The organism is Streptomyces africanus (genome assembly GCF_002150735.1).
Classification (GTDB): Bacteria; Actinomycetota; Actinomycetes; order Streptomycetales; family Streptomycetaceae; genus Streptomyces; species Streptomyces africanus.
Window position 1 is genome coordinate 52,218 of record NZ_MUKA01000001.1, and the last position, 26,605, is coordinate 78,822.

Sequence of the window (26,605 nt, forward strand, 5' to 3'; positions counted from 1 at the left end):
CTGGACGGCATCGACGTCCTGCGCATCGGGTGGGTGGGCAAATCCCGCAGGGCTGTAGCGTCTCGCGGTTGGTGTCGGAGACCGCCCTCGTGACCTGCTGCTTCCTCCGTTGCCTCACGGCGTGTCGGACATCGGCACCTCAGCTTCGTGTCGCCTCCTCGGCGGTCTGTCTTGATCGGAGCAGGCCGCCGGGCTTGTGATCTGGGCTGTCGCGCACCTTCCGAGTCAGCAGCCTGCAGGTCTCCCACCTGTGCGGTTGCCAGGTGGTTTGGGGACGAGCGCGGTGTCGGGTCGGAAGTCGGGCACGCGTCGACGCCGTCGGCGAGGGCCTGGACGCGGACTGCCGGAGCGGAACTCGCATGCACAAGCCTCCGGGTGTGACCCGCGCGATGCGCTGCGCCGGCCGGTCGGACGGGCGGATCAGCGCAGTCCGGCGAAGAGATCGTTCTCGGGTACGGCCGCGCCGGTGGCGTCCTGGACACGTACGAAGGTCTCCATGCCCATCAACTCGCCGAACCTCTCCGTGCCCATCTTGAGGAAGAAGATGTTTTCGCCCTGACTGGCGTGCGCGGCCAGCGCGTCGAACTTCTGGCCGCTGAACGCGGTGGTGTCCACCCACGTGGTGATCTCATCGTCGGGGAGGCCGATCTCGGCCATCGCGGCGGCCTCGGCAGGATCCGGCTCCGGCATGTCCGGATGAAACTCGCGCATGATCTCGCCGAACCGCTGCATCGTCGAGCGGGGCATCGTGGTCCAGTACACCTTCGGTGTCAGCGCGGTCATCTCCAGCGCCGCCATCGTGATGCGGTGGGCCTGGATGTGGTCGGGGTGGCCGTAGAAGCCGTTCTCGTCGTAGGTGACGACCACATCAGGTCGGTAGTGCCGCATGAGTTCCGCGAGCCGGGCCGCGCCTACTTGCACGGGGGTCTGCCAGAAGGACCCGGGGGCGTCGTTGCTCGGCCAGCCCATCATCCCGGAGTCGGCATAATCCAGCATCTCCAGATCGCTGACCTTCAAGACGTCACAGCTCGCCTCAAGTTCTTGACGGCGCATCAAGGCGACCGCCGCCGGATCATGCCCGGGATCACCCGGCTTGACACCTCCCGGTCCGTCACCGCAACCGCCGTCGGTACACGTCACGAGAACCGTGCGGATACCTTCCGCCGCGTACCGCGCGAGGACCCCTCCGGTTCCGGTGGCCTCGTCGTCGGGGTGGGCGTGTACTGCCATGAGCGTCAAGGGCCGGCCAGTCATGAAACAGTCCTCCAGAGAAATACGCTTGGTCCGAGTGCGCGGCGGGCGTACCGCGATCCTTGGGCCCGAATCCTGGGTGGGGCGGACGACCTTGTGGTCTCCTCTAGTTCCCCACCCGTGCGGCGCCGGTCCCTCGGTCGATGCAACCGTGCGGTCGGACCGGCTGTTCCCGGCGCCACGTCGGATCCGACTTCCATCCGGCGCGGCCGTGAAATTCCGACACGAAATTTGCGGCCCTACAGGAGCGGCAGACGCAGAAGTTCGTGTCCTTTGACAGCGAACCCAGTCGCCATGTCAATCATTCGAGTCGACGCGAAGGCGCACACGACGGCTTCAGCCGGAGAGGGCGACGGCAGGCTGCCTTGCACGGGCCTACGGGGATGCGACGGACCGTAGCCGCCGAGGGGTGTGGCGAGGGCCGCTCCGGCGAATGGCGCGAGGGCTGCGGCGGTGGTTGCGTTGTGGACCAGGAACAGAGCGGGGGGGGGCCGCCCAAGCACGGCCTCAACGGTTGAGGTCTTTTCGGTGCTGGCGCCCGACGCAAAGGCCTCGACGTCGATGCCGACGAGGAGTCCGACGATCATGTCGGGCAGTCCGAGTGACAGCAGCAACGCTCGCTGCTCGTCGGAAGTTCGATGCGTGTAGTTCACCGTGCGTCCGATCGCCAGCGAAAGGTGCTCCGCGATGGCATCCATGCTCAGCCCGTCGGGCCCGGTGAGGTGGTAGGGCCTGCGGACCGAGCAACTCGCTTCGCCGCTCAGGATCAGATGGGTTGCCACATCTGCGACATCGCGCACATCGATGAGGTTCGCGGGCAGAGTCCCCCTGGGCGCCCATGACTGCACTGAAGGTCATGGGGCGCAGCAGGCTGTAGCCGATGTCGACCTTGCTGAGGTGGTCCTCTACCTGCAGGTGCCAGTCGAGTGGGTGCATGGGGGAAGGCCAGGCCCACGAACTCACCTTCACCACATGCTCGACGCCGGTGTGGGCAGCTGCGTCGATGAGCGCTATCTCCTGATCAGCTTGGTCTTCGGAACTACCCAAGGTGACGACCAGCACGCTTGCGCCGTCAACAGCGGACGCTATCGAGCCGGCGTCCGCGTAGTCGATTTGGAGGCTCGTGGTCTGGGCACGGGCGGTGTCCAGACCTGACGGTGTCCGGCTAAGTGAACGTACCGCGGCCCTGATACTTCATTCATATCGGCATCTGCCTTCTCTCATTAGTTACGGCTTGGGCTGGGCGCGGAGTGCGCCGACACCGCCAACAACGGCTGACCGTGTCGAGCCGCAGCAGTCTCAGACCCAGAGCGGCATTGCGATCGCGAACATCCGCCCGTACGCCACGGCGGGAGTCCCTCGCATCAACATCCCGAAGACCTGTGTGACGGCGCCGGGAGTTGCCGGGTGGCAGTTGGAGTTCTCCGTGGCCGTTCCCCGTCAGCCGAGTCGGCTCAGCCTCGCTTGGCGACGGCGGTGCGGGCGGAGTGCCACAGGGCGCGGGGGTTGTCGCGGTCACCGTGGAGCTTGAGCATCGCGTTGACGACATCCTCGACGCTGCCTTGCTCGTTGACGATGCGGCTGAAGTCGCGCAGGTACTGCTGGCTTGCGCCGATGCTCTCGGGCAAGTCGGGTGCACCGACGCTCTTGTGTCCCGCGACGACGATCTTCGGGTTCAGGGCGGCGACGGCATCCAGGCTGGCGATCCACGCCTCGCGGCTCTTCTCGTCGGTCTCCCCGGTCATCATGTGCACGCCGTTGTAGACGACGTCGCCCCCGACCACCGCGGCGGCCGACGGCACGTGCAGGACAGTGGAGAACTCGGTGTCGCCCTGGCCTACCGAGACTGCCCGCAGCATCTGGCCTTCCAGCTCGAACCGGTCGCCGTTCAGAGGCTCCGGCAGTACCGCGGTCTGCGGCAGTTCGCCAGGGAAAATGGCCTTCCAGTAGGCGGACAGTCCCGGGTTGGTGGCCTCGAACCGGGCGCGTTCGACCACCTCGGGGGTGGCGATGCCGCGGGCCTCGGGGAAGTGCTCCTGGATGCGGGAAAGGCCGATCCAGTGGTCCTGGTGGCCGTGGGTGATGTAGACGCCGGTGACGCGCTTTCCGAAGCCGCGCACCCACTCGGCGAGCGCGTCGACCTGGTCGAGTGTGACGAGCGTGTCGACGAGGACGGCTTCCTCGGCGCCGGCGATCAGGGTGCTGCTCATGGGCGACCACATCGGGTCGTCCCCCGGCCCCTGCGCGGGGGCACCTGCGAACGGACGCATCGGCGCGACGTACACGTCAACAGTGAGGGCGTCTGAGCTCATGGTGAATACCTCCGAATGTGGGGGAGGCTTCCACCATCCCGACTATGCTATGCAACATAGCATAGTCAGGTGACGGTCCAGAGGCCGTCCACGATGAGAAAGAATGGCCTGCATGTCAGAGGGCGTGCGTGAAGCAATGATCAAGGCGGCATGGCTGCTGATCGCCGAGCGAGGACTTGAGGGCATGTCGACCCGCGAGGTGCTCGCACGTACCGGAGCACCGCGCGGCTCCGTCTACCATCACTTCCCCCGCGGCCGCGCCGAGCTGATCGAACTCGCCGTCGACCACTCCCTGCAGTGGATGCAGGACCAGATCGACGCGATCGACGCGCGGACCCCGCAGGACGTGGTCTCCGGCTACATCGACATCTGGCGCAGAGTGGTCGAAGGCACGGACTTCCGCGCCGGCTGCACGATGGCCGGGATCACGACCGGCGGACACGACCCCGCGATCCTCGACCGGGCGGAGGCCGCCTTCACCGCCACGGGCGAGGCGCTGGCCGCCCGGCTCGAACAGGTCGGAGTAGCGCCCGCCGAGGCCGCATCACGCGCCACCCTGCTGGTGATCGCCGCTGAAGGAGCCGTCATCCTGGCCCGCGCACGACGCAGCAGCGAACCACTCGCCCTCGTCGCCGCACAGCTGGGCTGAGCTCAAGCTCAGAACTTCGCGGTCTCCGTACCGCCGTCGGCCACCGCCCTGCGGCCGCGAGGAAGCGGGGCGGTACCACTCGCTCCTGGGGATGCGGTATCCCGATGGGGGGCCTGTCGGCGAAGCAGCGGGCCCGGCGGGAGCAAGTGCGGTTCGATGCTGCCGATTTGTTCGCGCAAGGGGTGACGCCGCCGCAGGTCGCGTGGCGATTACGGGTCTCTCGGAAGCCTGCCTATGCCTGGCATGCCCGCTGTCGAGAAGACGGTGTGCAGGCGCTGGGGTCCAAGGGGCCGTCCGGGCGTCCGTCACGGATGAAGCCGGAGTGGCTGGCCTGGCCGGCGGTGGAGCTGGAGAACGAGCCGGCCGCGCACGGCTGGACGCAGGACCAGCGCTGGACGTGGCCACGTGGATCAAGGAGACGTGGTCGCGGGTGGAAAGACGGTGAGGGACCAGGACGCATGGCTGTGCTTCGCGGAAACCTCAGTAGCTGGTGGCCGACAGGGGACCTGGCATGCGCCGAGCTGCCGTGACTCAGCCTCGCGGTCCTGCGCCATGCAGCAGGGTGTCGATGACGAGCGCGGCCAGCGCGTCCGGGTCCTGCGCTGCTGGAGCCTGATCGGCGCCGGGCCTGTCGAGGGCTTCGCTGAGGAGGGCGTAGTACACCTGCCGCGTCCACTCCAGGTCGGCGTCCGGAGCAAGCAGTCCCTCTCCCTGCGCACGGCTCAGGAGTTTCACGGTGTGCGCGTCGATCTCGGCCCAGAGGGCGACCGCGGCGGGGGTGTGGGCCGTGGCGTGGCTGAGGGTGAAGCGCCAGGTGCTCTTGACCCGCAGTACGTTCGCGGTCACCCGGTACAGCGCCACGAGCGCGGGGGCGGAGTCGGGCCGGGCTTCCTCGATCGCGTCGATGATCTGCTGCTTCGCGGAGACGGCGAGCGCCTCCAGCAGCGCCCGCCGGTTCGCGAACCGGCGGTGAACGGTGATCCTCGTCAGCCCCGCCGCCTCGGCGATCTGCTCCATGGAAGCGCCGGCGTCCTGGGCGAGGACCCGCTCGGCCGCCTCCAGAATCGCGCGCACACTGCGCTCGGCATCTGCCCGCAGTGCTCGGCCCATGTCTGTCTCCTGTCTGGTTCGCTACCCGGCTCCCTTGTAGAGGATACGTGAACGCTACGGGTACCTCATTAACTGATTCTCCAATGTTGCAGGTTTAGATATATTCGATACGCTAGTGACACGGATAAGGGGTCACTCCGCACCACTGAGCCTTTGCCAACCTGGCTGACGGTGGCGTGAGCTCGGTACCCGATGGCGTCGGCTCCCGGCGGACCGGCAGGCTCTGCTGGTGCTGGCCCACCTGCGGTGCGGACACGCGTATGCCCGGCTCGCGGCCGGTTTCGGCGTCGGGACCAGCACAAACGAAGACTCTTCGACAGTATGGAGATAGGCGACATGCCACTTGAAGGCGAGTATGAGCCGAGCGCGATGCAGTTGGTACGTGACCAGGTGGAGCTGTACGAAAGCTCCGGTGGTACGGAAGGAACGACGCTGAACGAGCTGATGGGTCCGGAGGCGGGGCGGGACCTTCCTGTCGTCATCCTGACCACCCTGGGCGCGAAGAGCGGCAAGATCCGCAAGTCCCCGGTCATGCGGGTGGAGCACGACGGCTGCTACGTCGCCGTCGCCTCCATGGGAGGAGCCCCCAAGCACCCGGTCTGGTACCACAACCTGGTGGCCGACCCCCGGGTGGAGCTTCAGGACGGGCCGGTGCGCCAGGACATGGTGGCACGCGAGGTGACCGGGGGCGAGAAGGCCGTCTGGTGGGCTCGCGCCGTCGAGGCGTTCCCGGACTATGCCGACTACCAGAAGAAGACGGACCGGGAGATCCCGGTCTTCGTTCTGGAGCCGGCGGTCGAGGAGCACTGACGCGGCACAGCTGGTTCATATCCGAAGAGGGGCCATGGCGTTCGCAGTGCCATGGCCCGCCTACGCACACGTGGGTGCGGCTCAGCCCGGCAAAGGGCGGCGGTTCACTCCTGGCCGCCGAAAACGTTCTGGTCCCAGTCGATGACCGAGCCGGTCACCACACCGCTGCGGTCGGAGAGCAGGAAGACGACGAAGTCGGCGATCTCGTCGACCTGTCCGAGCTTGCCCATGGGCTGGGATGCGGCGGCTTTCTCCCGCCAGTCGTCACCAGCGTCGTGGAAGGTGCGCTGGGTCGCGTCCTCGCCCTCGGTGTCCGTCCAGCCGATGTTGAGGCCGTTGATGCGGATGCGGTCCCAGCGGTGGGCGTGGGCGGCGTTGCGGGTCAGTCCGGCCAGCCCGGCCTTGGCCGCGGAGTAGGGGGCCAGGTACGGCGGTCCGCCATGGGCGCAGTTGGAGCCGATGTTGACGATGGTGCCCGGCGCCTGGCGGGCCTTCATGTCGGCCACCGCTGCCTGCATCGAGAAGAACGGCGCCCGCAGGTTGATCGCCATGTGCTGGTCGAACAACTCCGGCGTGGTGTCCAGGAGCGAGCCGCGTGACGTCAGCCCGGCCGCGTTGACCAGGCAGTCGACACGACCGCGCGCGTCCACGGTCCGTGCGACGGAGGTGCGTGCCTGCGCCGGATCGGCGAGGTCCGCCTGCACGAAAAGCGCACCCGTGTCCGCAGCCAGCTTCTCGCCCACCTCGGCCCGGCGGCCGGTGAAGACGACGGTCGCGCCCTCCCGCACAGCAGCCCGCACGATGCCGGCCCCGACGCCCTGGCTGCCGCCGTTGACCAGAACGATCTTGTCCTGAAGAAGTGCCATGAGTGCTGTGTCCCTTTCAGCCGCGGCGGCGCTCGGTACCGGCCTGCAGTTCCTGGCGAAGTCGGTCGTGGGTCCAGCCCTCGGTTACGGCTTGCCAGACGGTGTCCGCCGGGGAGGGCGGTGAGAGACCGTCGACCGGGGGGTCGAGGTCCAGGTTGGTGGGGAAGGGGTAGCCGTCAGCGGTGGCGGCGACCACGCGGCGCAGCCAGTCCTGCGAAACCCCCTCGGCCTTGCGCCGCAGCAGCACCGGGAAGAGCGCGTTCGCCATCGCCTCGCGGTCCACTGTCTCCATGGCGCGGCCGAATGCGGAGGAGATCTGCAGCAGGTTGGCCATGCGCCGGATGTCGGCCGAACGGTTGTGTCCGGCGGCGTGGAAGAGCGCGGGGTTGAAGAAGGCCGCGTCGCCCTTGGCCAAGGGGAGCTGCACATGGTGGGCGTCGAAGTACTCGACGAACTGCGGGAGTCGCCAGGCGAGGTAGCCGGGCTCGTACTTCTGCGAGTGCGGCAGGTAGAGCGTCGGGCCGGACTCGACGGGCATGTCGCAGTGGGCGACGGCGCCCTGGAGGGTGAGCACGGGGGAGAGGCGGTGGACATGCGCCGGGTAGGCGGCGGCGCGTTCCTGGGTGAGGAAACCGAGGTGGTAGTCGCGGTGCACGCTCTGCGCGGCCCCGCCCGGGTTGACGACGTTGACCTGGGAGGTCACCTGGTAGGCAGGGCCCAGCCAGGCCTCGGAGATCAGCGCCAGCATGTCGTTCGCGTAGTAGTCGGCGAACACCTCGGGGGCTCGTACGGCCACCTTGTCGAGGGCGTTCCAGACTCGGTCGTTGGCGCCCGGCTTGGCAAAGTGATCGCCGCGGGCGGTCCCGCCCGCACGCTCTTCCTCGATCAGCGCGGTGAAGGCCTCGGAAGCCCGGTCCACGACGGTCGCATCGGGGAAGGCACCATTGAGGACCACGATGCCGGGTCCGTCGAGTAGCGCGCGGATCAGCTCGGTCTGTACCTCGCGCCGGCCGTCGGCGGTGGCAGTGAGGCTACGGAGCCGGTCGCTGTCGTAGAGGGGCACGTTCTGCTCGATCCGCTCGGCCGAAGGGTGGTCGGCCAGGTCGGTGTCTTGCTCGACGAGCGAGCGGAACGCGTCGAGATCGCAGTCGTCCTCGGTCAGCCAAGTCCGTGATCGCGTAGTGGTGAGGGACATGCGGGGTCCTTTCGCCGTGCCTGCATTTCTGTCAGTCTTGAGGGATCACGCCCATCAATCAATCCTCTGCAATAAATCAAAAGCCCATCATCATCTTCAGGGAACCGTCATGCGCCACCCCTACCCCATCAGGGAAATCGCCCGCCAGGCCGGGCTGAGCACGGCGACGGTCGACCGGGTGCTCAACAACCGGGGCGGCGTCACCGAAAGCACGATCAGGGAAGTGCATCAAGCGATCAAAGACCTGGACCGTCAGCAGACCCAGGTCCGAATCGGGAGCCACACCTTCATGATCGACATCGTGATGCAGGCACCAGAGCGGTTCTCCGCCGCCGTACGCGCAGCACTGGAGGCCGAACTGTCTGCCCTGCACCCCGCTGTCGTCCGCTCGCGTTTCCACTTCCGCGAGACCTGCCCGCCCGACGAGATGGCCGGCATCCTCGACAAGATCGCCAAGCGTGGAACGCACGGCGTGATCCTCAAGGCTCCCGACGTGCCGGAGGTCGCCGCCGCCGTAGGGCGACTGGCCGAGGCCGGCATTCCTGTGGTCACCTTGGTGACCGACCTGCCCCACAGCGCGCGCCTGGCCTACGTCGGCATCGACAACCGCGCGGCAGGCGCCACCGCCGCCTACCTTCTCGAACAGTGGCTCGGTGACCGACCCGGCAATGTGCTCACTACCATCAGCCGGGGCTCCTTCCGAGGCGAGGAGGAACGCGAAATGGGATTCCGCAGTGCAATGCGCCTCGCGCAGCCCAGGCGTTCCCTGATGGAGGTCACCGACAGCGACGGCCTGGACGCCACCCAGCACGACCTGGTGCTCGAGGCGCTCAAGCGCGACGAGGACATCGTCGCGGTCTACTCAATGGGAGGGGGCAACTTCGCCACGCTGGACGCGTTCGACGCGCTGGGCAGGCCGTGTGCCGTCTTCATCGCCCACGACCTCGACCACGACAACACTCGTCTCCTGCGCGAGCGCCGCCTCTCCGCGGTCCTTCACCACGACCTGCGCCAGGACGTGCGCCGCGCTTGCCAGACCGTCATGCGCGCCAACAAGGCACTGCCGGACGACGGCCCGCCCCTGCCCTCGGCGATCCAGGTGGTCACGCCGTTCAACCTGCCACCCGCGTGACGACCGTTACGTACCTCGGATGAAGCGGCCGGTGTGAGCGAGCAGCCTTCAGGCTGGACCTCACGTTGGGCGTTCGGGGCGGGCGGCCGGGTTCACGTCAAGGGAACCTGGCCGCCCGTGTATGGTCCGGGCCCTGGCCGGTCATGCCGTCGTGTACCCCCCGTCCACCATGTACTGCGACCCGGTCACGTAGGAGGCCTCGTCGCTGGCCAGGAAGAGGATGACGTTGGCCACCTCGGTGGGCTGTCCGATCCGTCCGAGAGGTGTTGCTGCGATCACGGTGTCGGAGACGGCCTGGTCCTGCCCATCGATCATGGGGGTTGCGATGAGTCCGGGGTGCACGGAGTTCACGCGGACCTTGTGTCCGGCGTAGGTGAGCGCCGCGTTCTTCGTCATCTGCGTGACCGCTCCCTTCGATGCGGTGTAGGCGGCGACGCCCGCTGCCCCCACCGCGCCCCAGATGGAGGAGACGTTGACCACGGACCCACCGGTCTTCGTCATCTGCGGGATGAAGGTCCGCATGCCGTAGAACACTCCGGTCTGGTTGACCGCGATGATGTTGTCCCAGTCCTTGAGGTCGATGTCGGTGATGCCCGCGTAAGTTCCCACCGTGCCGGCGTTGTTGACCAGGATGTCGGCGCCCCCGGCGTCTGCGACCTCCGCCGCGAGCCTTTCCCACGACGCGAGCTCTCGCACGTCGAGCGGGCGGTGGTGGATGGTGCCCTCGTCGTAGGGGGAGGTGTGGGCGAAGTCCGCGGCGTAGACCTGCGCGCCCTCGGCGGCGAACCGCTCGGCGGTGGCTTTTCCGATCCCGGCCGCCGCGCCACTGATCACGGCGATCTTGCGTTCGAGTCTCACTGGCTGCTCCTGGGGAATCTGGTTCCTGTAGCGGCCCGGCCGCGCGGACCGCTACAGGTGTCGCCTACGCGCCTTTGTCTGCTCCGCTGATCTTGCTGATGAGCAGGGCGATCAGGATGATTCCGCCGGTGGTGGCGCTGATCCAGTACGCGGGGACGTTGGAGAGGACGAGCACGTTCTGGATGAGGACCAGCAGCAGGACGCCGCCGCAGGCCCCGGCCACAGTGCCGCGGCCGCCGTTGAGGCTGACACCGCCGAGGACGGCGGCGGCGAAGGCGTTGAAGATGAGGTTCTGTCCGAGCGACGACGGGATGGAGGCGATGCGTCCGGCCTGCAGCAGGCCGGCGAGTGCCGCGAGCACGCCTCCCACGATGAAGACGCCCATGATGACGCGTTCCACCCGGATGCCGGCGACCCGGGCTGCCTGCGGGTTTCCGCCGACCGCGTAGAGCATCCGTCCGACGCGGTGCCGGGAGAGGAACAGCGTCAGGGCCACGAGTACCACCAGCGCGATGAGGAACGACAACGGCAGCTGCGCGACGCTGGCCTGTCCGGGGATGGTCATCACCGACGGCAGTCCGGACAGGGTGGCGCCGTGGGTCAGCCCGAGGCTGACGCCGCGCAGCAGGATCAGCGTGGCGAGGGTGGCGATGAAGGCGTTGAACTTCAGGCGCACGACGAGCACGCCGTTGAACGCTCCGATGAGCGCGCCCACGACGAAGACGGCGAGGAGGGCCACGATGGGAGAGTTCATGAGCCCGAGGCTGCCGCCGGCGGCCTGCAGGAAGCAGAAGGCCGCGACCATCGGCGCCAGCCCGAAGATCGACTCCAGTGACAGGTCGAACTTGCCGGTGATGAGCACCAGCGTGAGGCCCATGGTGAGGACGGCCAGTTCGCTGGTCTGCTGCAGGATGCCGTAGATGTTGTTGTAGGAGAGGAAGGTGGGGTTCAGTGCCGCGCCGATGACGATGACGACCACGAGGACCGGAAGGACGGCCCATTCGGGCTTGAGGAAGTCCGCGAGGGTGCGGCCCCGGGCGGGATGTGCGGCGACAGGTGAGGTGCCGCGCTTGGGCGGGGCGACGTCGTTGTGGTGGGTGCTGGTGCTCATGATTCCTCGCTGGACAGTTCGGAGCCTTCCATGGCGGCGACGAGTTCGCTCTCGGTCATGCCGCTTCCTTCCGTTGTCTTCCTGCCGCGGACCCAGATCTGGATCCGGTCGCAGAAGGCGAGTTCCTCCGGTTCGTCACTGACCAGGAGAACGGCCAGTCCCTCTTTGCGTCGTTGCTCGACGATGTCGAGGATCGTGGCCTTGGAGGCGATGTCGACGCCTGCGGTGGGGTGCAGCAGGACGAGCACGGCCGGATCGGTACTCAGTGCCGAGCCCAGCAAGACCTTCTGCTGGTTGCCGCCGCTGAGCTCGCCCACGGGCTGGGCCACGGAGGAGCACTTCACGCCGAGGTCGGTGCGGTTGGTCTCGGCGAACCGGCGCCGGGCACGGCGGTCCAGGAGGACGCGCTTGGTCAGCTTCTTCAAGGCCGGCATGGTGATGTTGTCCTCGATGGACATCCCGCCGACCAGGCCCGTGTTGATGCGGTCCTCGGGCAACAGGCTGACACCGGTACGCACTGCCGTGTAGGGGTCCCAAGTACGGGGCACCGGTTTGCCCTGGACCGTGATCGAGCCCTTCCAGCCGCGGTTGTGTCCGGCCAGAGTCAGGGCCAGGCTGCGGGTGCCCGATCCCAGGTGCCCGGCCAGGCCGACAACCTCGCCGGCCCTCAGCGACAGCTCCATCGTGTCCTGATAGCCGTCTACGTTGACTGCGGCGTCGAGCACGACGGGTGCGTCATCGGGCAGTGGCGGGCGGACGATCTGCTTCTTGCCGGTGAGGACAGTGCCAGAGCCCTCGTCGCCGACCATCGCGGAGACGATGTCGGAGGTGGTGAGCTTGTGCGCATCTCCGCTCAGGACGTCCCTGCCGTTGCGTAGCACGGTCACCGCGTCGCACACCTGCGGGACTTCATCCAGGTGGTGGGAGATGAACAGGAACGTGACGCCGCGTTCGCGCAGCTGGTTGACGCGGGTCATGAGGGCGTCGATCTCGCCGGCGACGAGCTGGGCGGTCGGTTCGTCCAGGATCACGAACCGTGAGCCATGGCTGAGGGCTCGTACGATTTCGATCATCTGGGCCTCGCCGACGCCGAGGTCCATGACCTTCTTCGTCGGCGGGATGGGGATGTCCCAGTTCTCGAGTTCCTCGGCTGCGGCCTTGTTGAGCGCGCTCCAGGAGATCGTCTGCTTGTTCTGGTACGTGCCCAGGTACAGATTCTCCGCGACGCTGAGGCCGGGTACGAGGGTGCGGTGCTGGTAGACACAACTGACTGCGGACAGCCAGGCCTTGCGGTCCGAGCGCGGTGGCGGTTGGGTGCCGCCCAGCAAGAACCTGCCCGAGTCGATCTCGTTCAGCCCGGTCAGGACGGACACCAGGGTGGACTTGCCGGCGCCGTTGCGGCCGACGAGTCCGTGAGACTCGCCCCGCCGCACGGTGAGCGACAGCCCGTCGAGTGCCGTAGTGGCTCCGTACCGTTTGACGGCGTCCTTGATATCCACGATGGTTTCGCCCGCGCCGAGCAGGTCGTGCGCGTCAGCGGTGTGGTTGGGTATCGTCATGACCTGTTGCCCCACAGGGTGGAGTCGTCGACGTTCTTCTTCGTCACCACGGGTGCGGGCAGCTCGTCGATGAAGTAGGAGCCGTTCTTCTCGACCGTGCTGTCGTGGTCGGTGGCCCCGGCCTTCATCTTCTTGCCGTCCAGCGCGTCCTGGAGATAGTCGACGCCGTACTTGGCGTAGTCGAGCACGGGCTGCGAGACGGTGGCGTCCAGGTAGCCCTTGCGGATCGCGTTGAGCGATTCCACGCCGCCGTCGATGGCGACCATCGGCAGGTGTCCGGACTGCCCCGCGGGAGTCAGGCGCCCGCGGGCCTTCAGAGTCGCGGCGACCGGCTCGTAGTAGAGAGTGTCGGTGGCCAGGAACACGCCGTTCAGCTGTGGAGTGCCGCTGAGGACGGCGGACATGACGTTCGCGCTCTTCGGGCCGTCCCACTCGGCGGACTGCTGGATGACCTTGACGCCGGGAGCCTTCTTCTTGAACTCCTTGTCGAAGCCGGTCTTGCGGTCCTGTCCGTTGGTGGTCGTCAGACCGCCCATGACTTCCAGGACCTTGCCGGTCTTGGGCACCTTGGCCGCCAGTACGTCCGCGGCCTGGGCCGCCATCGCCTCGTTGTCCGCCTTCACGACGGCGTACACGTCTCCGGCGGCGGGGGCGTCGTCGACGATGACCACCGGGACGTTCTGGCTCTTCGCGTAGTCCAGAGCGGGCTGGATCGCCGACCGGTCGACCACGCCGGCCAGGATCACGTTGGCGCCGGCCGCGATGAGGTTACGGAAGTCGTTGACCTGCTGGCTGGCGTCGCGGTTGGCGTTCGTCGTCTGCACGACCTTGCCGCCGTGGGCCTTCGCCTGGACTGTCGCCTCCTTGACCAGGACCGTGAAGAAGGGGGTGTTGAGCGTCGGCATGGACAGCCCGAGCTGCATCTTCGATCCCTTCGCAGCCCCGGCGGCGGTGGGGCCGGTGGCGCTGCATGCCGTGGCGCCGCCGATCAGGGCCACGCTCAGGCATATTGCTGCAAGGCGCCTGCCGCGAGCGGTCGTCAGGGTTCTGGGGTGGGTGAGCGGGGACATCTGGGGCCTCTTTTCCGGGGACGGGCTGTGCGGATGATGGATAAGGCGGTCAAGCGGCGGTTCCAGTCTTGATCAGTGCCTTGATGGTGAATTCAGGCTCTCGAAGTGCGGCGAACGCCGCCTCGTGTTGATCGAGCGTCACGACCGTCGAGGTCAGCGAGACGACGTCGACAGCGTCCCGGCGCAGGAGCTCGATGGCATGGTCGAACTCCTCGACATAGATGAAGTTCGCCGAAATGGTCACTTCTTTGATGAGCGCGTCCATCGCGGAGAACGCGACCGGTGCCGCGGCGACCCCGATCAACTGGACCCTCCCGCCCGGCGCGATCAAGGTGATCGCGGTCTGTACCGCGGTTGGGTGCCCAGAACACTCGTAGACTCGGTCGACGGGCCGGAAGTCTCTGGAGGCGACGGCCTCGTCGAGCGACTGCGGGGTATAGACCGCATCCGCGCCGAGCCGCATCGCGACGTCACGGCGAAAGCTGGACGGTTCGATGACGTCGATCCGCGCGGCACCGGCGCGCCGCAACAACTGCACGGTCAGCAGGCCGATGGGGCCGCCTCCGATGACCACGGCTGAGTCGCCGAGTCGGATGCCTGATCCGCGTACGGCGCGGCTCGCGACGGCGAGCGGCTCGGTCCACGCACCGCGCTTGCTGTCGACGGAGTCGGGCAGCCGGTGCAGGTGGACCGCGGGGATCGTGGCGTACTCGGCCATGCCCCCGTCACGGCGGACGCCGAGGCCGTTGTCGAAGACCGCTGACTTGCACAGGTTGGTGCGGCTGGCGCGACATGCCTCGCACACGCCGCAGATGTTCCCGTTGGGGTTCACCGCCACCCGGTCGCCGACATTCCAGCTGGTGACACCATGCCCGATCGCGGCGATCGTGCCGGAGAACTCGTGCCCGATCGTGACGGGCGGCGCGAAGAGGTCCAGCTCGGCGGCGTGCAGGTCGGTGCCGCAGATACCGCAGTACTCCGAGGCGATCAGTACTTCGCCCCGGCCGGGTTCCCGGACCGGCCGGTCCTCCAGCGCGAGCTTGCGGTCCGGTGAGAGCACGACCGCCTTCACGACGCGGCCCCATGTGTCGCGTTCGTCCGTACGCGGGATGCGGTGATCATGGTGGTCTCCGTCTATGCACTGGGGAGAAGGGCGGGTTCGGTTCAGGTTTCGGTCGCCGCCGACCGGCAGGGCGGTGCGGGTGTCACGGTCAGAGCAGGCTGCGTACGCTGCCGCCGTCCACGCCCCACACCGACCCGGTCACGAAGCTCGCGGCATCGCTGGCGAGGAAGGTGATGACCCGGGCGACCTCCTCGGGCGTGCCGAGGCGGCGCAACGGCAGCTGGCGCAGGCTCATCTCGTGCTCGACCGCGGCCATCGGTTCCATGCCGTGCACGTCCCCGAAGGTCTCGGCGAAGCCGCCGGGTTTCGTCCAAAACGGTGTCCAGACCGGGCCGGGAGCGACGGCGTTGACCCGAAGGGCCGGCCCCTCCGCTCGTGCGAGTGACTTGGTCAGGGAGAGGACGGCGGCCTTGCTGGCGGAGTAATCCGCAGGTACCGGCTCGGGTTGGCGCGCCAGGTCGGAGGCGTTGTTGACGATGACGCCGGAGGTGGCCTTGCGCAGCGTGGGCAGGCACGCGCGGGTGATGCGCACGCAGCTCATGAAGTTCAGATCAAGCGTGCGCTGCCAGTCATCGTCGGTGAGGGCGTCGAAGTGCCGTACGGCACCCGAGCCGACGTTGTTCACGAGGATGTCCAGGCCGCCGAGTGCCTCCAGGGCCTGGGCCGCTCCTCCAGAACACCCCGCCGCGCTCGACAGGTCGGCCGGTACGGCGACGACCGAGCCGGCAAGTTCCCCAGCGGCCTCTTCGAGTTCGTGCAGCGCCGTCTCATCGATGTCGAGCGCGGCAACCCTGCAGCCCTCGGCGGCCAGGTGTTCCGCGGTGGCGCGGCCGATGCCGGTGGCGGCACCGGTGACCAGGGCCTGGCGGCCGTTCAGTTGCAGATCCATGTGAGTCATCCGTCCAGGCGGGTGCGGTTTGGTGAGGCGCGGTCAGGCCGCAGGGCACAGGCCTGGGCTAGGAGGAGGCACATCGGGCCATGGCGACGCGGATCGGCCCGGCGTGCTCAGCCGGCGGGCCGGTCGAGGAAGGACAGAGTGGTCGTGTAGGCCGCGTTCACCGCCTCCTCAAGGGGCAGCTTGCGATACTCCGCACCCAGGATCTCCACGCCCCAAGGCCCCTGGTAGCCGGTGCTCTTGATGGCGTCCACGAAGCCGGCCACGTCGAACTCGCCTTCACCACACAGGCGTCGGCCGTTGAAGGTGTCCGCCAGAAGGTCGCCCTCCCAGGTGGCCGGTGCGTCGTCGAGCTCGATGCTGGTCAGGTGCTCGGCCGGAAAATCGGCCAGGGTGGCGAAGTCGACGCCGGCACGTTGCGTGTGCCAGATGTCGATCAGGAGTCCACCCGCCGGGTGCCCGGCCCGCTGGACCACCTCCAGTCCCTCCTGGGGGGTCTTGATCGCGCCAAAGGGCATCGGCTCGAGAGCGAGACGTGTGCCCGCCTCAGCGGCGTCGGCGGCCAAGCCGGCAAAGCTCTCGGCGAGCCGGTCGACACTGATCTTGGCGCCGGTGTGGTCACCGCACTTGATGTGGCGGGCCCCGACCGCTTCAGCCGCGCGGAGCATGTCGGCGCGGATCTTGTCGGAGCGTTCCCTGTCCTCACCTGTGGTGAACCAGTTCATGAGGAACTCGATCTCGAAATGCTCGATGCCGTTGTCGGCGAGCATCCGCTTCAGGTCCGGGAAGCCGACGGTTCGCTCCGCGTCGAGCAGGTCGAGGTGGCCGATACCGAAGCCCTTGAAGCCGGCGCGGCCCGCGGCCTCGATGCGCTCGCGGACGCCGAGCGGGCTGCGGTCGTTTTCCGCCCCTGCGGGCGCGTCTCCCGCGGTGACCCAGCAGGCTGCAATGAGTTCGTAGGTGCTCAAGGTCAGTTCCTTTCGATTGATACTCGGCGATTACCTGGTTGGCGGAGATTGTTCGCCCCATCGAGGGCGGTGCCTGGCATCGAGGCATTCGGCGAGGCGGGGAATGTCCGTTTGTGCAGGTGGGGGCCTCGGGGCGCCATCACGTCGTGCCGCACGCTGACTGTGGCCGGTCAAGGCGGGACTGAACGACTCGGCACCAATGGGCATTATTGGGTCTTATGCGACAAGCCTGGGCAGGAGCGGCGTAAACTCTGCGTTACATACTTGGGCCCGCTACTCAGACTGTCCAATACTTGTTATTCGAGCGATTTATACGGCTGGCAAATAGATCCAGTGCCGCGTCGGAGATGCCTTCGCAAGGCGACGCCGTGACGCCCTCGCCGCCGCGCCGGGGTTCTCCCTCGCCGAGAATGTGGTCGGTACGAACGGGCGTCGTCGACCTCGCCGGCGAAGCGGCCGACGCCGGTCCTGAGACAGAGGCCCTGATGCGCAAGGCAGGGGTCGCCATTGAGGGGCGGATATCGGAGCAGGCCACACAGCGGGAGTGTCTCCTGCTCGAGACATACCGTCGGACCACGCGCCGCGCGGGGGCGCCGGCCGTGGCCGGAGAGCCCCTGGACGGAGTCGATGTTGCAGGAGAAGGCCATCGAGCTCATCGCACTCGGCGGGAGGGCTGCCGTCGAGGTCGTCCTCGGGGACGGTCCGTCCCGCCGTCTTTGACAGGCTCCACACTGCCGGCGTCGAGTCGGCTGCGACATGGGGCACAGGACGTCATCCGGCCCGCGTTGCTCCATCGATGAAGCCGGTCAGCACCGGGCTGTTGTTCTCCCGCATCCAGATGAGGCCCATCTCGACGCTGAGGGGATCATTCTGGAGCGCACGGTAGGTGACGCCGATCTTCTGGATGCGACGCACCGAAGCGGGAATGAGTGCGACGCCGACCCCGCTGGCCACCAGCCCCGCGATGGTCTGGATCAGGGCCGCCTCCTGAACGACGCGGGGCGCGAATCCGCCCCGACGGCACTGCTCCTGAATGATCTCGCGCAGCCCTTGGCCGGTGTGGCCGCTGACCGTCACGAACGGTTCCTCGGCAAGCTCGCCGACGTGGATCTTCCGCTGCGCCGCAAGTCTGTGACCAGGTGGAAGCGCCGCCACCAGAGGTTCGCTGGAGATGGCCGCGGACCTGAGGTTCCGGTCACCGAACGGATGCATCTCGGCGAACGGAAGGTAGAAGCAGGCGCAGTCCAGTGATCCGTCCCGCAGCCCGGAGACCTGCCGCTCCGGCGTGAGTTCGTGCAGGTCGAGGCGCACATTGCTGAACCTCGCCCGAAAGTCGCGAAGGATGGGCGGGAGGGTTTCGATGGTGGCGGAGGGAACGAAGCCCAGAGCCAGCCTGCCCCACTCGCCTTTCGCTGCTCTCCTCGCGTCCACGATGTTCGTGTCCAGCTGGCTCAACAGCTCCTGCGTGCTCTTCTGAAAGTGACGGCCTGCCGCCGTGAGCTTCACCTTGCGCGTGGTCCGCTCGAAGAGGGCCACGTCGAGCTCCTCCTCAAGCTGGCGGATCTGAGCGCTCAAAGGCGGCTGAGTCATGTTGAGCCGGTCCGCCGCCCTGCTGAAGTTCAGCTCGTCGGCCACGGCCAGGAAGTACTGGAGTTGTCGCAGTTCCATTCGTGTGATCCGCCCTCAGTCGCTCGGTGCCGGGAGCGCCGGGCGTGATGTAGTCGTCAGTCGTATAGATCAGAGGCAAAACGAGTATTGGACAGGATCAATACTGCACGACAACCATGTGACGCAACGTTCACAGGAGCGCGGAGGCGGTCCGTCCCCCGGGCAGAGGCACAGACGAGGAGGGAGTTTCATGCTCACCATCAACTCCCTTCTCGTACCGGAGGCCCCGTGGCGACCGTGCGGCGCCGACCGGAAGAAGGTTCTCGTGACGGCGAGATCGATGTCGGAGGTCGTCGCGGGCTTCACCCATGACGTGCACGCGGTCAGGGTCGTGTTCGCGGTCGATGCTCACCGTACGTCTGTGCAGCCGGAACTCGACCGTCTCGGCGCCAAGGCGGTCCTCGTCATGGCCTCCGCCTCGCAGAAAGCCGTGGCCGGCGCACTCACGGCGGCGATGCCGGGTGGGCGCGCGCAGCCGTTGGCGTTCTCGCGAAGCCGGTCGGTCGTGGGGCAGATCTCCCGGGCGTACGAAGTCGCGGCGCGCGAGGAGGCTGACTGCATGGTCGCGATCGGGAGCGGTGCGGTGATCCACGCTGCCAGACAGGCCGCGCTGCGTGCGGAACTCCCCCTGATCGCCCTGCCGACCTCGTACGCCGGTGCGGAATTCGTTTCCCCGTCGGGCACCCCGCCGCTGTCTCCAGGGAGGAGCGAACCCGCCGCAGACATGTCACCGGCGGCCTCGAGGGTGGTGATCTACGACCCGGCTCTCACCGTCGGGCTTCCGGACCACGTCACCGCCCGATCCGCGATGCGCGCGCTCGCGTACGGCGTGGACGTCCTGTGCACGCCGGATGCGAGTCCGGTCGCCGCGATGATGGCAGAGGAAGGGATCCGTCAGATCGCCGATGGCATGCCGGACGCGATCCTGCATCCCCACGGCCTGGTCGGCCGGTCCCGGACCCAGTACGGCGGATACCTCACCGCCAGCTCGCTCGCCGTGACCCCTCCGGGACCCCATCGCGCACTCTGCGAAGCCGTGGAACGAGTCTGCGGACTGCGCCACGCCGATGTACGCCCGGTCCTCCTGCCGCATCTGCTGGCGGCCACCCGTGTGAAGCGGCCGCTGGCTCTCGCTCGTGTCGCTGAAGCCCTCGGCTGCAATGACGCGGTGCAGGGCATCACCGAACTCGCCCACGAGGTCGGCGCCGCGCGGAGCCTGCGGGAGCTGGGGATGGGACTCGACGGGCTGGACGCCGCCCTGGAGGCACTGCGGCGCGACGAGACGGCCGCGCGGGACGCCGAGCTGGAGCCGGAGGTCCTCACCCTCGTCGTGGAGAACGCCTACCACGGGCGTACACCCGTCGGCCCCTGACACGGCTCGACGACGCAAGCCCCATCGGGGCGCCAGACGCACACGTTACGTATGAAAGGTCGGGAGGGTCCCATGAGTGCGCCTTCGCTGTTCACCGAGGACAGGTCCGCGGAGATCGTGGTCGAGAGTTTCGGCTCGGACACGGACCCGAGACTGCGGCAGGTTCTGGGCTCCCTCGTCCGGCATCTGCACGACTTCGTCAAGGACGTGGACCTCACCAACGAGGAGTGGGAAGCGGCCATCGCCTTCCTCACCGAGACCGGTCAGGCCTGCACCGACGTCCGGCAGGAGTTCATCCTGCTGTCGGACGTACTGGGTGTCTCCATGCTGGTCGAGACGATCAACAACCGCTCCCTGGAACTCGCCACCGAGTCCACCGTCCTCGGCCCGTTCCACATGGTCGAGTCACCACCCAGGCAGCCCGGCGACCTCATCGCCCTGGACGGCAAGGGCGAGCAGTGCCTGGTCACCGGGCGTGTCACCAACGAGAAGGGCGACCCGATCGCGAACGCCACCGTCGACGTCTGGCAGGCGAACGCCGAGGGCTTCTACGACGTACAGCAGCCCGGCATCCAGCCCGAGCGCAACCTCCGTGGCCTGTTCACCACCGACGACAACGGCGAGTTCTGGTTCCGCTCCATCGTCCCCCGCTTCTACCCGATCCCCGTCGACGGTCCCGTCGGCCGCCTGCTCGAGGCGACGCACCGCCACCCGAACCGGCCGGCGCACCTGCACTTCCTGGTGAACGCCCAGCGCCACCGGCCGCTGATCACCCACCTGTTCGTGCGGGACTGCCCCTATATGGGCTCCGACGTGGTCTTCGGCGTCAAGGAAAGCCTCGTACGCGACTTCGCCCAGGTCGACGACCCCGTCCGCGCGGCCGAACTCGGCTTCGACAACCCGTACCGCGCCGTCCACTTCGACATCACCCTCCTCAGCGACGACGGCCAGGAGGCCAAGCGATGAGCCAGGCCCGCACCTTCACCTACCAGTCGTTGCCCATGCGCGTGGTCATGGGACCCGGCGTGCTCAGCCAGCTGGCCGACGAGATCGACAAGGCCGGACTCAAGCGCGTCCTCGTCCTGTGTTCCCCGCCGCAGCAGGAACTCGGCGAGACCGTCGCGCAGATGATCGGCGAGCGTGCCGTGGGAGTCCACCCACACGCCCGCATGCACGTTCCGCTCGAATCCGCTGCCGCGGCCCGCGACCGGGCGGCGGAACTGGGCGCGGACGGCTGCATCGCGGTCGGCGGCGGATCGGCGATCGGACTCGGCAAAGCCATCGCCCTGGAACACGGCCTGAAGATCATCGCCGTACCCACGACGTACGCCGGTTCGGAGATGACCTCTGTGTGGGGGCTGACCGAGGACGGTCGCAAGCGCACAGGCAAGGATCCACGGGTCCTGCCCGTCAGCGTGCTCTACGACCCCGAACTCACGCTGAGCCTTCCGGCAACTGTCTCCGCGACCAGCGGAATGAACGCGATCGCGCACGCCGTCGAGGCCCTCTACGCCCCGGACGCCTCGCCGATCATCAGCCTGATGGCCGAAGAAGGCGTACGCTCGCTCGCCGCCGCCCTCCCCGCCGTAGTCGCAGATGGCAAGGACATCCAGGCACGTGCCGAGGCCCAGTACGGGGCGTGGCTGTGCGGGGCCTGTCTCGGCGCCACCACGATGTCCCTGCACCACAAGCTGTGCCACGCCCTCGGCGGCACGCTCGACCTGCCGCACGCCGAGACCCACACCGTCGTCCTGCCGTACGCCCTGGCCTACAACCAGCCCGCCGCCCCCGACGCCGTCTCCGCACTCCAGTGGGCCTTGGGCCAGGTCTCCGATCCGGCCACGACCTTGTGGGAGCTCGCCCGGCGCCTGGGCGCCCCGAGCTCACTGCGTGAACTCGGCATGGAGGAAGACGACATCAGCCGGATCGTCGAGCAGGCGCTGGCCCAGCCGTACGCCAACCCGCGGCAGGTCACCGAGGACGGCCTCACGCGCCTCCTGAGCCGCGCCTGGGCCGGCGAACCGCCGACCTCGTGACCTGCTCTGCCTCTCACTCACGCACCGACCGCACCGAAGGAACCACTCATGACTGCAGATGACGCGGCAATCATCCGTGCCCTGGAGAACCGGCGCTTCGACGCCATCGTCAACCAGGACTTCGACACTTTCGCCGAACTCGCTCACCACGGCCTCTCCTACACCCACTCCAACGGGGCCCTGGACACGCTGACTTCGTACCTGGACAAGTGCAAGAGCGGGTATTACATCTACCACCGGATCGACCACCCGATCGAGACGATCACCGTGGTCGGGGACACCGCAGTCGTCATCGGCGAGATGAACGCCGACCTGACCGCCGGAGGCGTTCGGAAGCAGCTGTCGAACCGCTCGCTCGCCGTGTGGACGCGAGCGGACGGCACCTGGAAGTTCCTCGCCTACCAGCCGACCGTCAAGCAGGTCTGACATGGACAAGGTGGTCGCCTCCGCCGCACAGGCCCTGGCCGATGTCCACGACGGCGCGTCCCTCGCCGTCGGCGGGTTCGGCCTCAGTGGCGTCCCGGACGTGCTGATCAACTCACTGCACGAGCTCGGCGTGACCGACTTGAGGGTGGTGTCGAACAACTGCGGCGCGATGGACTCAGGGCTCGCCGTCCTGCTGGCCGCCGGGCGGATCGCCCGGGTGACCGGTTCTTACATCGGCGCCAACAAGGAGTTCGCCCGGCAGTACCTGGCCGGTGAGCTGGAGGTCGAGCTGATCCCGCAGGGGTCGCTGGCCGAGCGGCTGCGGGCCGGTGGCGCCGGGATCCCCGCCTTCTACACCCCCGCCGGCGTGGGCACACAGGTCGCGGAAGGCGGACTGCCGTGGCGGTACGACGGTGAGGGCGGCGTCGCGCTCGCCTCACCGCCGAAGGAGGTGCGGGAGTTCGAGGGCGTGGAGTATGTGCTGGAGCGCGGTATCCGTACCGACTTCGCCCTGGTGAGGGCGGCGAAGGGGGACCGGCACGGCAACCTCGTCTTCAACAAGTCCTCCCGCAACTTCAACCCGCTGGCCGCGATGGCGGGCCGGGTCACGATCGCCGAGGTCGAGGAACTCGTGGAACCCGGCGAGATCGACCCGGACGCAGTGCACCTGCCGGGAATCTTCGTGCAGCGGGTTCTCGCACTCACCCATCAGCAGGCGGCGGACAAGAAGATCGAGCAGCGGACGGTGAGCACCTGATGGCCTGGAGCAGGGAAGAGATCGCAGCCCGCGCGGCGCGCGAGCTGGGTGATGGCCAGTACGTCAACCTCGGCATCGGTCTGCCCACCCTCATACCGAACCACCTCCCCGAGGGTGTCGAAGTCGTCCTGGAGTCCGAGAACGGGATCCTGGGCACCGGCCCCTACCCCGCCGAGGACCAGGTCGACCCGGACCTGATCAACGCCGGGAAGGAGACCGTCACGGTACTGCCCGGGGCGTCCTTCTTCGACTCCGCGCTGTCCTTCTCCATGATCCGGGGTGGCCACATCGATGTCGCCGTGCTGGGCGCCATGCAGGTGTCCGAACAGGGCGACCTGGCCAACTGGGCGATCCCCGGCAAGCTGATCACCGGCATCGGCGGCGCCATGGACCTCGTGCACGGCGCCCGCCGAGTGATCGTGGTGATGACCCACACCGCCAAGGACGGCTCGCCCAAGATCTTCACCGAGTGCGCGTTGCCGCTCACGGGCAAGGCGTGCGTGAACCGGATCATCACCGACCTGGGCGTGCTCGACGTCACCGACGACGGTCTGCTGCTGGCCGAGACGGCGCCGGGTGTGACCGTCGACGAGGTCATCGCCAAGACCGACGCCAAGCTGACCGTTGCGGAGGGCCTGCAGTGAAGGACATCTACATCGTCGACGCCGTCCGTACCCCGATCGGCAAGTACAACGGATCCCTCGCATCCGTACGCCCCGACGACCTGGCCGCCCACGTGATCCGTGAACTCCTCACCCGTACACCGAACTTGGATCCTCAACGGATCGGCGACGTGTACTTCGGCAACGCCAACGGCGCCGGCGAGGAGAACCGCAATGTCGGCCGCATGGCGGGGCTGCTGGCCGGACTGCCCACGTCCGTGCCCGGCGTGACGGTGAACCGGCTGTGCGCCTCCGGCCTCGAGGCCGTCATCCAAGCCGCGCGGGCCATCGCACTCGGCGACGTCTCCATTGCCCTGGCTGGCGGCGTCGAGTCGATGACCCGCGCCCCCTACGTCCTGCCCAAGAGCGAGCGCCCTTTCCCCGCGGGGCACGCGGAGCTGTACTCCACCACGCTCGGCTGGCGGATGGTGAACCCGAGGATGGAGCCGCAGTGGACCGTCCCACTGGGGGAGTCGGCCGAACTCATCGCCGACAAGCACGGGATCTCCCGGGAGCAGCAGGACGCGTTCGCGCTCTCCTCGCACCAGAAGGCCGCCGCCGCACAGGAGAACGGCCTGCTCGACGCGGAGATCGTCCCTGTGACCATCGAACGGCCCAAGAGTGCCCCCGTGGTCTTCGACCGTGACGAATGCGTACGCCCCGACGCCTCACCGGAGGCCATGGCCAAGCTGAAGCCGTCCTTCCGTAAAAGCGGTGGCACCGTCACAGCGGGCAACGCGTCTCCACTCAACGACGGCGCCGCGGCCCTGCTCCTGGCCGACGACGAGGGCCTGAAAGCACTCGGAAGCGAACCGCTGGTCCGGGTATCCACGTCGGGCGTTGCCGCAGTCGACCCGCACTACTTCGGTCTGGCACCCGTGGAGGCAGTCCACCGCGCGCTGGCCAAGGCGGGCAAGAGCTTCGCCGATCTGACCACTCTCGAACTCAACGAGGCCTTCGCCGCCCAAGTGCTCGGCTGCCTCGCCGAATGGCCCGAGCTCGACCCCGCGATCCTCAACCGGCACGGCGGTGCCATCGCCCTGGGCCACCCGTTGGGCGCGTCCGGCGCTCGCCTGGTCGGGACCGTAGCCCATCAGCTGAAGGCAGCCGGGTCAGGCACCGGCGTGGCAACCCTGTGCATCGGCGTCGGCCAGGGCCTCGCCCTCGTGTTGGAGCGCTGAGCAGCTCGCGAAGGGCACCCAGCTACACGACGTCGGGGCGCTCCGCGAAATGAAGTCGCCGCCGACCCGGCGGACTGAGCAAGCGACAACGCGGCCCTGCGTGAGGGGGCAACCGCCCAGGTCAGCGCGGTGCCCAGAGATATCACCCCGGGGCCCTTCCCGATGGGCGGTCAGTGCCATAGTGCGGGTATGCGCTGTCTCATCTCCGCAGCCACGTCGCAGGCTTGGGCGGCACTGGGTGCCGATGCCTCTCTGCTCGACAGGGTGTCCTACGGCGGCCCGTCCGGAGGACTGCCGGCGCGGCTGCCCGTGATGGAGCTGGCGCGCGCCACCGTCGCGGTGTGCTCGCTCGCGGCCGCCGAGCTCACTTCCGTACGCACGGGGCGGGCCGTGCCCAGGGTGCGGGTCGACGACGAGTCGGTCGCGACGGCGTTCCTCAGCGACCGGCTGGTGCGGGTCGACGGGCAAGCGTGGCCGACCTTCGCGCCGCTGTCCCGGTTCTGGCGGTCGGCCGATGGATGGGTCCGTACCCACGCCAACTACCCGCACCACCGGGCCCGGTTGCACGCCGCTCTCGGAGTGCCGGGGGACGCCGGCGAGGAGACGGTGGATGCGGTGGCCGAGGCGATCGCGGGGCGTACCGCGCTTGAGGTGGAGGAGGCCGTCTACGCGGCGGGCGGTCTGGCCGTCGCGGCACGCGGCCCCGAGGAATGGGCCAAGAGCGAACAGGGGGCGCTGGTCGCGGGGCAGCCGCTGCTGACGACTTCGCGCGTCGACGACGCCCCGGACCGGGTGCTCGGTGACGCCGCGCTGCCCTGCTCGGGGCTGCGCGTCCTGGATCTGACGCGGGTGCTCGCCGGGCCGGTCGCCACCCGAACGCTGGCGCTGCTCGGCGCGGACGTGCTGCGGATCGACGCCCCGCAGCTGCCGGAGAGTCAGGAGGCCCACAACGACACGGGGATGGGGAAACGCTCGACGACCCTGGACCTGGGTGACGCCACCGGCCGCCGGGTCTTCGAGGAACTGCTCGACGAGGCGGACGTAGTCGTCACCGGTTACCGGCCGGGCGCGCTGGACCGGTTCGGGCTGACGCCCGAGGCGCTCGCCGGGCGCTGTCCGGGTCTCGTGATCGCCCAGCTGTCCGCGTGGGGCCGTTACGGGCCGTGGCACGAGCGGCGGGGCTTCGACAGCCTGGTCCAGGTGGCCACCGGCATCGCCGAACTGGAGGGCTCGCCGGACTCGCCCGGCGCGCTGCCTGCCCAGGCGCTCGACCACGGCACCGGCTATCTGCTGGCGGCCGGGGTGCTGCGCGCGCTCACCGAGCAGCACCGCACGGGCGGCACCTGGCTGGTCCGCCTGGCCCTGACGCAGACCGCGCACTGGCTGGTCCACGACCTGGTCTCCGCTCCGGGCGAGGACGACGGGTTTGACGCCGGGCGCCGGCTGACGGAGATCGACAGTCCCATGGGCCGGCTGCGGCACGCGCTGCCGCCGGTGTCGTACGAGGGAGGCCCGGTGAACTGGGCACGCCCGCCGGGCCTGTGGGGCACGGACGCCCCGGTCTGGGTCGGCGCCTGACGGCACCTGCTGACGC

The 26,605-nt window shown here is 68.2% G+C and carries 25 protein-coding genes and 3 pseudogenes; 13 read left to right on the forward strand and 15 right to left on the reverse strand.

All coding sequences use genetic code 11. From position 1 onward, the window contains the following. Nucleotides 1-420 precede the first annotated feature (420 nt). The 4 genes and pseudogenes from CCL05_RS00180 to CCL05_RS00190 form a co-directional block, all read right to left on the reverse strand. Nucleotides 421-1,254 (reverse strand): PIG-L family deacetylase, encoded by an 834-nt coding sequence (locus CCL05_RS00180; RefSeq protein WP_086558392.1) that lies wholly within the window; start codon nucleotides 1,252-1,254, stop codon nucleotides 421-423. A 236-nt stretch (nucleotides 1,255-1,490) separates the two neighbouring features. Beyond that, nucleotides 1,491-2,051 (reverse strand): Rossmann-fold NAD(P)-binding domain-containing protein, encoded by a 561-nt coding sequence (locus CCL05_RS45780; protein ID WP_244204100.1) that lies wholly within the window; start codon nucleotides 2,049-2,051, stop codon nucleotides 1,491-1,493. Nucleotides 2,052-2,112: 61 nt separating this feature from the next. Further along, nucleotides 2,113-2,442: pseudogene (locus CCL05_RS47355) on the reverse strand (SDR family oxidoreductase); the annotation flags it as partial. 263 nt (nucleotides 2,443-2,705) lie between these two features. Next, the gene (locus CCL05_RS00190) at nucleotides 2,706-3,461 is read right to left on the reverse strand and encodes an MBL fold metallo-hydrolase (RefSeq protein WP_158102402.1); all 756 of its coding nucleotides are present in this window, start codon (nucleotides 3,459-3,461) and stop codon (nucleotides 2,706-2,708) included. Between the two features lie 214 nt (nucleotides 3,462-3,675). Here CCL05_RS00190 and CCL05_RS00195 point away from each other — a divergent pair, with 214 nt between their 5' ends. Continuing rightward, complete coding sequence (locus CCL05_RS00195; RefSeq protein ID WP_158102403.1) at nucleotides 3,676-4,212, forward strand: TetR/AcrR family transcriptional regulator; 537 nt, start codon at nucleotides 3,676-3,678, stop codon at nucleotides 4,210-4,212. A gap of 91 nt (nucleotides 4,213-4,303) precedes the next feature. Next, a pseudogene (locus tag CCL05_RS47360) lies at nucleotides 4,304-4,689 on the forward strand (helix-turn-helix domain-containing protein); the annotation flags it as partial. Between the two features lie 54 nt (nucleotides 4,690-4,743). Here CCL05_RS47360 and CCL05_RS00205 read toward each other — a convergent pair. Beyond that, nucleotides 4,744-5,322 carry a TetR/AcrR family transcriptional regulator gene (locus CCL05_RS00205; protein ID WP_086558397.1) on the reverse strand — a complete coding sequence of 193 codons (579 nt, stop codon included), beginning with the start codon at nucleotides 5,320-5,322 and terminating at the stop codon, nucleotides 4,744-4,746. Between the two features lie 169 nt (nucleotides 5,323-5,491). Between CCL05_RS00205 and CCL05_RS00210 the strand changes: the two are divergent. After that, nucleotides 5,492-5,623: pseudogene (locus tag CCL05_RS00210) on the forward strand (transposase family protein); the annotation flags it as partial. 35 nt (nucleotides 5,624-5,658) lie between these two features. Beyond that, on the forward strand, nucleotides 5,659-6,132 hold the full coding sequence (locus tag CCL05_RS00215; protein WP_086558398.1) for a nitroreductase family deazaflavin-dependent oxidoreductase: 474 nt from the start codon (nucleotides 5,659-5,661) through the stop codon (nucleotides 6,130-6,132). A gap of 104 nt (nucleotides 6,133-6,236) precedes the next feature. Here the strand turns inward: CCL05_RS00215 and CCL05_RS00220 are convergent, their stop codons facing one another. Beyond that, a complete protein-coding gene (locus CCL05_RS00220; protein ID WP_086558399.1) occupies nucleotides 6,237-6,998 on the reverse strand; it encodes an SDR family oxidoreductase in 762 nt (253 codons plus the stop codon). Nucleotides 6,999-7,014: 16 nt separating this feature from the next. Beyond that, entirely contained in the window at nucleotides 7,015-8,193 is a 1,179-nt protein-coding gene (locus CCL05_RS00225; RefSeq protein ID WP_086558400.1) for a phytanoyl-CoA dioxygenase family protein, read from the reverse strand. A gap of 109 nt (nucleotides 8,194-8,302) precedes the next feature. On the opposite strand from CCL05_RS00225, the gene CCL05_RS00230 reads away from it, so the two are divergent. Then, complete coding sequence (locus CCL05_RS00230; protein ID WP_086558401.1) at nucleotides 8,303-9,325, forward strand: LacI family DNA-binding transcriptional regulator; 1,023 nt, start codon at nucleotides 8,303-8,305, stop codon at nucleotides 9,323-9,325. A 141-nt stretch (nucleotides 9,326-9,466) separates the two neighbouring features. Here CCL05_RS00230 and CCL05_RS00235 read toward each other — a convergent pair whose 3' ends face one another. The 8 genes from CCL05_RS00235 to CCL05_RS00270 form a co-directional block, all read right to left on the reverse strand. Continuing rightward, a complete protein-coding gene (locus CCL05_RS00235) occupies nucleotides 9,467-10,183 on the reverse strand; it encodes an SDR family NAD(P)-dependent oxidoreductase (protein WP_086558402.1) in 717 nt (238 codons plus the stop codon). 64 nt (nucleotides 10,184-10,247) lie between these two features. Next, a complete protein-coding gene (locus CCL05_RS00240) occupies nucleotides 10,248-11,294 on the reverse strand; it encodes an ABC transporter permease (protein WP_086558403.1) in 1,047 nt (348 codons plus the stop codon). Continuing rightward, nucleotides 11,291-12,853: a sugar ABC transporter ATP-binding protein gene (locus CCL05_RS00245; protein WP_086558404.1), complete on the reverse strand. Its 1,563-nt coding sequence runs from the start codon at nucleotides 12,851-12,853 to the stop codon at nucleotides 11,291-11,293. The genes CCL05_RS00240 and CCL05_RS00245 overlap by 4 nt, the downstream gene beginning before the upstream one ends. Then, nucleotides 12,850-13,851 carry a sugar ABC transporter substrate-binding protein gene (locus CCL05_RS00250; RefSeq protein ID WP_158102404.1) on the reverse strand — a complete coding sequence of 334 codons (1,002 nt, stop codon included), beginning with the start codon at nucleotides 13,849-13,851 and terminating at the stop codon, nucleotides 12,850-12,852. Before CCL05_RS00250 ends, CCL05_RS00245 begins: the two co-directional genes overlap by 4 nt. Nucleotides 13,852-13,972: 121 nt before the next feature. Continuing rightward, nucleotides 13,973-14,995, reverse strand: coding sequence for a zinc-dependent alcohol dehydrogenase (locus CCL05_RS00255; protein WP_086558406.1), 1,023 nt, complete (start codon nucleotides 14,993-14,995; stop codon nucleotides 13,973-13,975). Between the two features lie 139 nt (nucleotides 14,996-15,134). Continuing rightward, entirely contained in the window at nucleotides 15,135-15,935 is an 801-nt protein-coding gene (locus CCL05_RS00260; RefSeq protein ID WP_086558407.1) for an SDR family NAD(P)-dependent oxidoreductase, read from the reverse strand. Nucleotides 15,936-16,051: 116 nt separating this feature from the next. Continuing rightward, the gene (locus tag CCL05_RS00265; protein WP_086558408.1) at nucleotides 16,052-16,909 is read right to left on the reverse strand and encodes a sugar phosphate isomerase/epimerase family protein; all 858 of its coding nucleotides are present in this window, start codon (nucleotides 16,907-16,909) and stop codon (nucleotides 16,052-16,054) included. Between the two features lie 771 nt (nucleotides 16,910-17,680). Further along, nucleotides 17,681-18,577, reverse strand: a complete 897-nt coding sequence (locus tag CCL05_RS00270; protein ID WP_086558409.1) for a LysR family transcriptional regulator — start codon at nucleotides 18,575-18,577, stop codon at nucleotides 17,681-17,683. A 190-nt stretch (nucleotides 18,578-18,767) separates the two neighbouring features. On the opposite strand from CCL05_RS00270, the gene CCL05_RS00275 reads away from it, so the two are divergent. From CCL05_RS00275 to CCL05_RS00310, 8 genes are all read left to right on the forward strand, one after another. Beyond that, complete coding sequence (locus CCL05_RS00275) at nucleotides 18,768-19,949, forward strand: iron-containing alcohol dehydrogenase (RefSeq protein WP_158102405.1); 1,182 nt, start codon at nucleotides 18,768-18,770, stop codon at nucleotides 19,947-19,949. A 72-nt stretch (nucleotides 19,950-20,021) separates the two neighbouring features. Then, nucleotides 20,022-20,915, forward strand: coding sequence for an intradiol ring-cleavage dioxygenase (locus CCL05_RS00280; RefSeq protein WP_086558410.1), 894 nt, complete (start codon nucleotides 20,022-20,024; stop codon nucleotides 20,913-20,915). After that, nucleotides 20,912-21,985 (forward strand): maleylacetate reductase, encoded by a 1,074-nt coding sequence (locus CCL05_RS00285; RefSeq protein ID WP_086558411.1) that lies wholly within the window; start codon nucleotides 20,912-20,914, stop codon nucleotides 21,983-21,985. Before CCL05_RS00280 ends, CCL05_RS00285 begins: the two co-directional genes overlap by 4 nt. 48 nt (nucleotides 21,986-22,033) lie before the next feature. Beyond that, the gene (locus CCL05_RS00290) at nucleotides 22,034-22,411 is read left to right on the forward strand and encodes a nuclear transport factor 2 family protein (RefSeq protein WP_086558412.1); all 378 of its coding nucleotides are present in this window, start codon (nucleotides 22,034-22,036) and stop codon (nucleotides 22,409-22,411) included. Between the two features lies 1 nt (nucleotide 22,412). Beyond that, complete coding sequence (locus CCL05_RS00295) at nucleotides 22,413-23,168, forward strand: CoA transferase subunit A (RefSeq protein ID WP_086558413.1); 756 nt, start codon at nucleotides 22,413-22,415, stop codon at nucleotides 23,166-23,168. After that, nucleotides 23,168-23,812, forward strand: a complete 645-nt coding sequence (locus tag CCL05_RS00300; protein ID WP_086558414.1) for a CoA transferase subunit B — start codon at nucleotides 23,168-23,170, stop codon at nucleotides 23,810-23,812. The genes CCL05_RS00295 and CCL05_RS00300 overlap by 1 nt, the downstream gene beginning before the upstream one ends. Continuing rightward, the gene (locus CCL05_RS00305; RefSeq protein ID WP_086558415.1) at nucleotides 23,809-25,011 is read left to right on the forward strand and encodes a thiolase family protein; all 1,203 of its coding nucleotides are present in this window, start codon (nucleotides 23,809-23,811) and stop codon (nucleotides 25,009-25,011) included. The genes CCL05_RS00300 and CCL05_RS00305 overlap by 4 nt, the downstream gene beginning before the upstream one ends. A gap of 189 nt (nucleotides 25,012-25,200) precedes the next feature. Next, complete coding sequence (locus CCL05_RS00310; protein WP_086558416.1) at nucleotides 25,201-26,589, forward strand: CoA transferase; 1,389 nt, start codon at nucleotides 25,201-25,203, stop codon at nucleotides 26,587-26,589. Nucleotides 26,590-26,605: the final 16 nt, after the last annotated feature.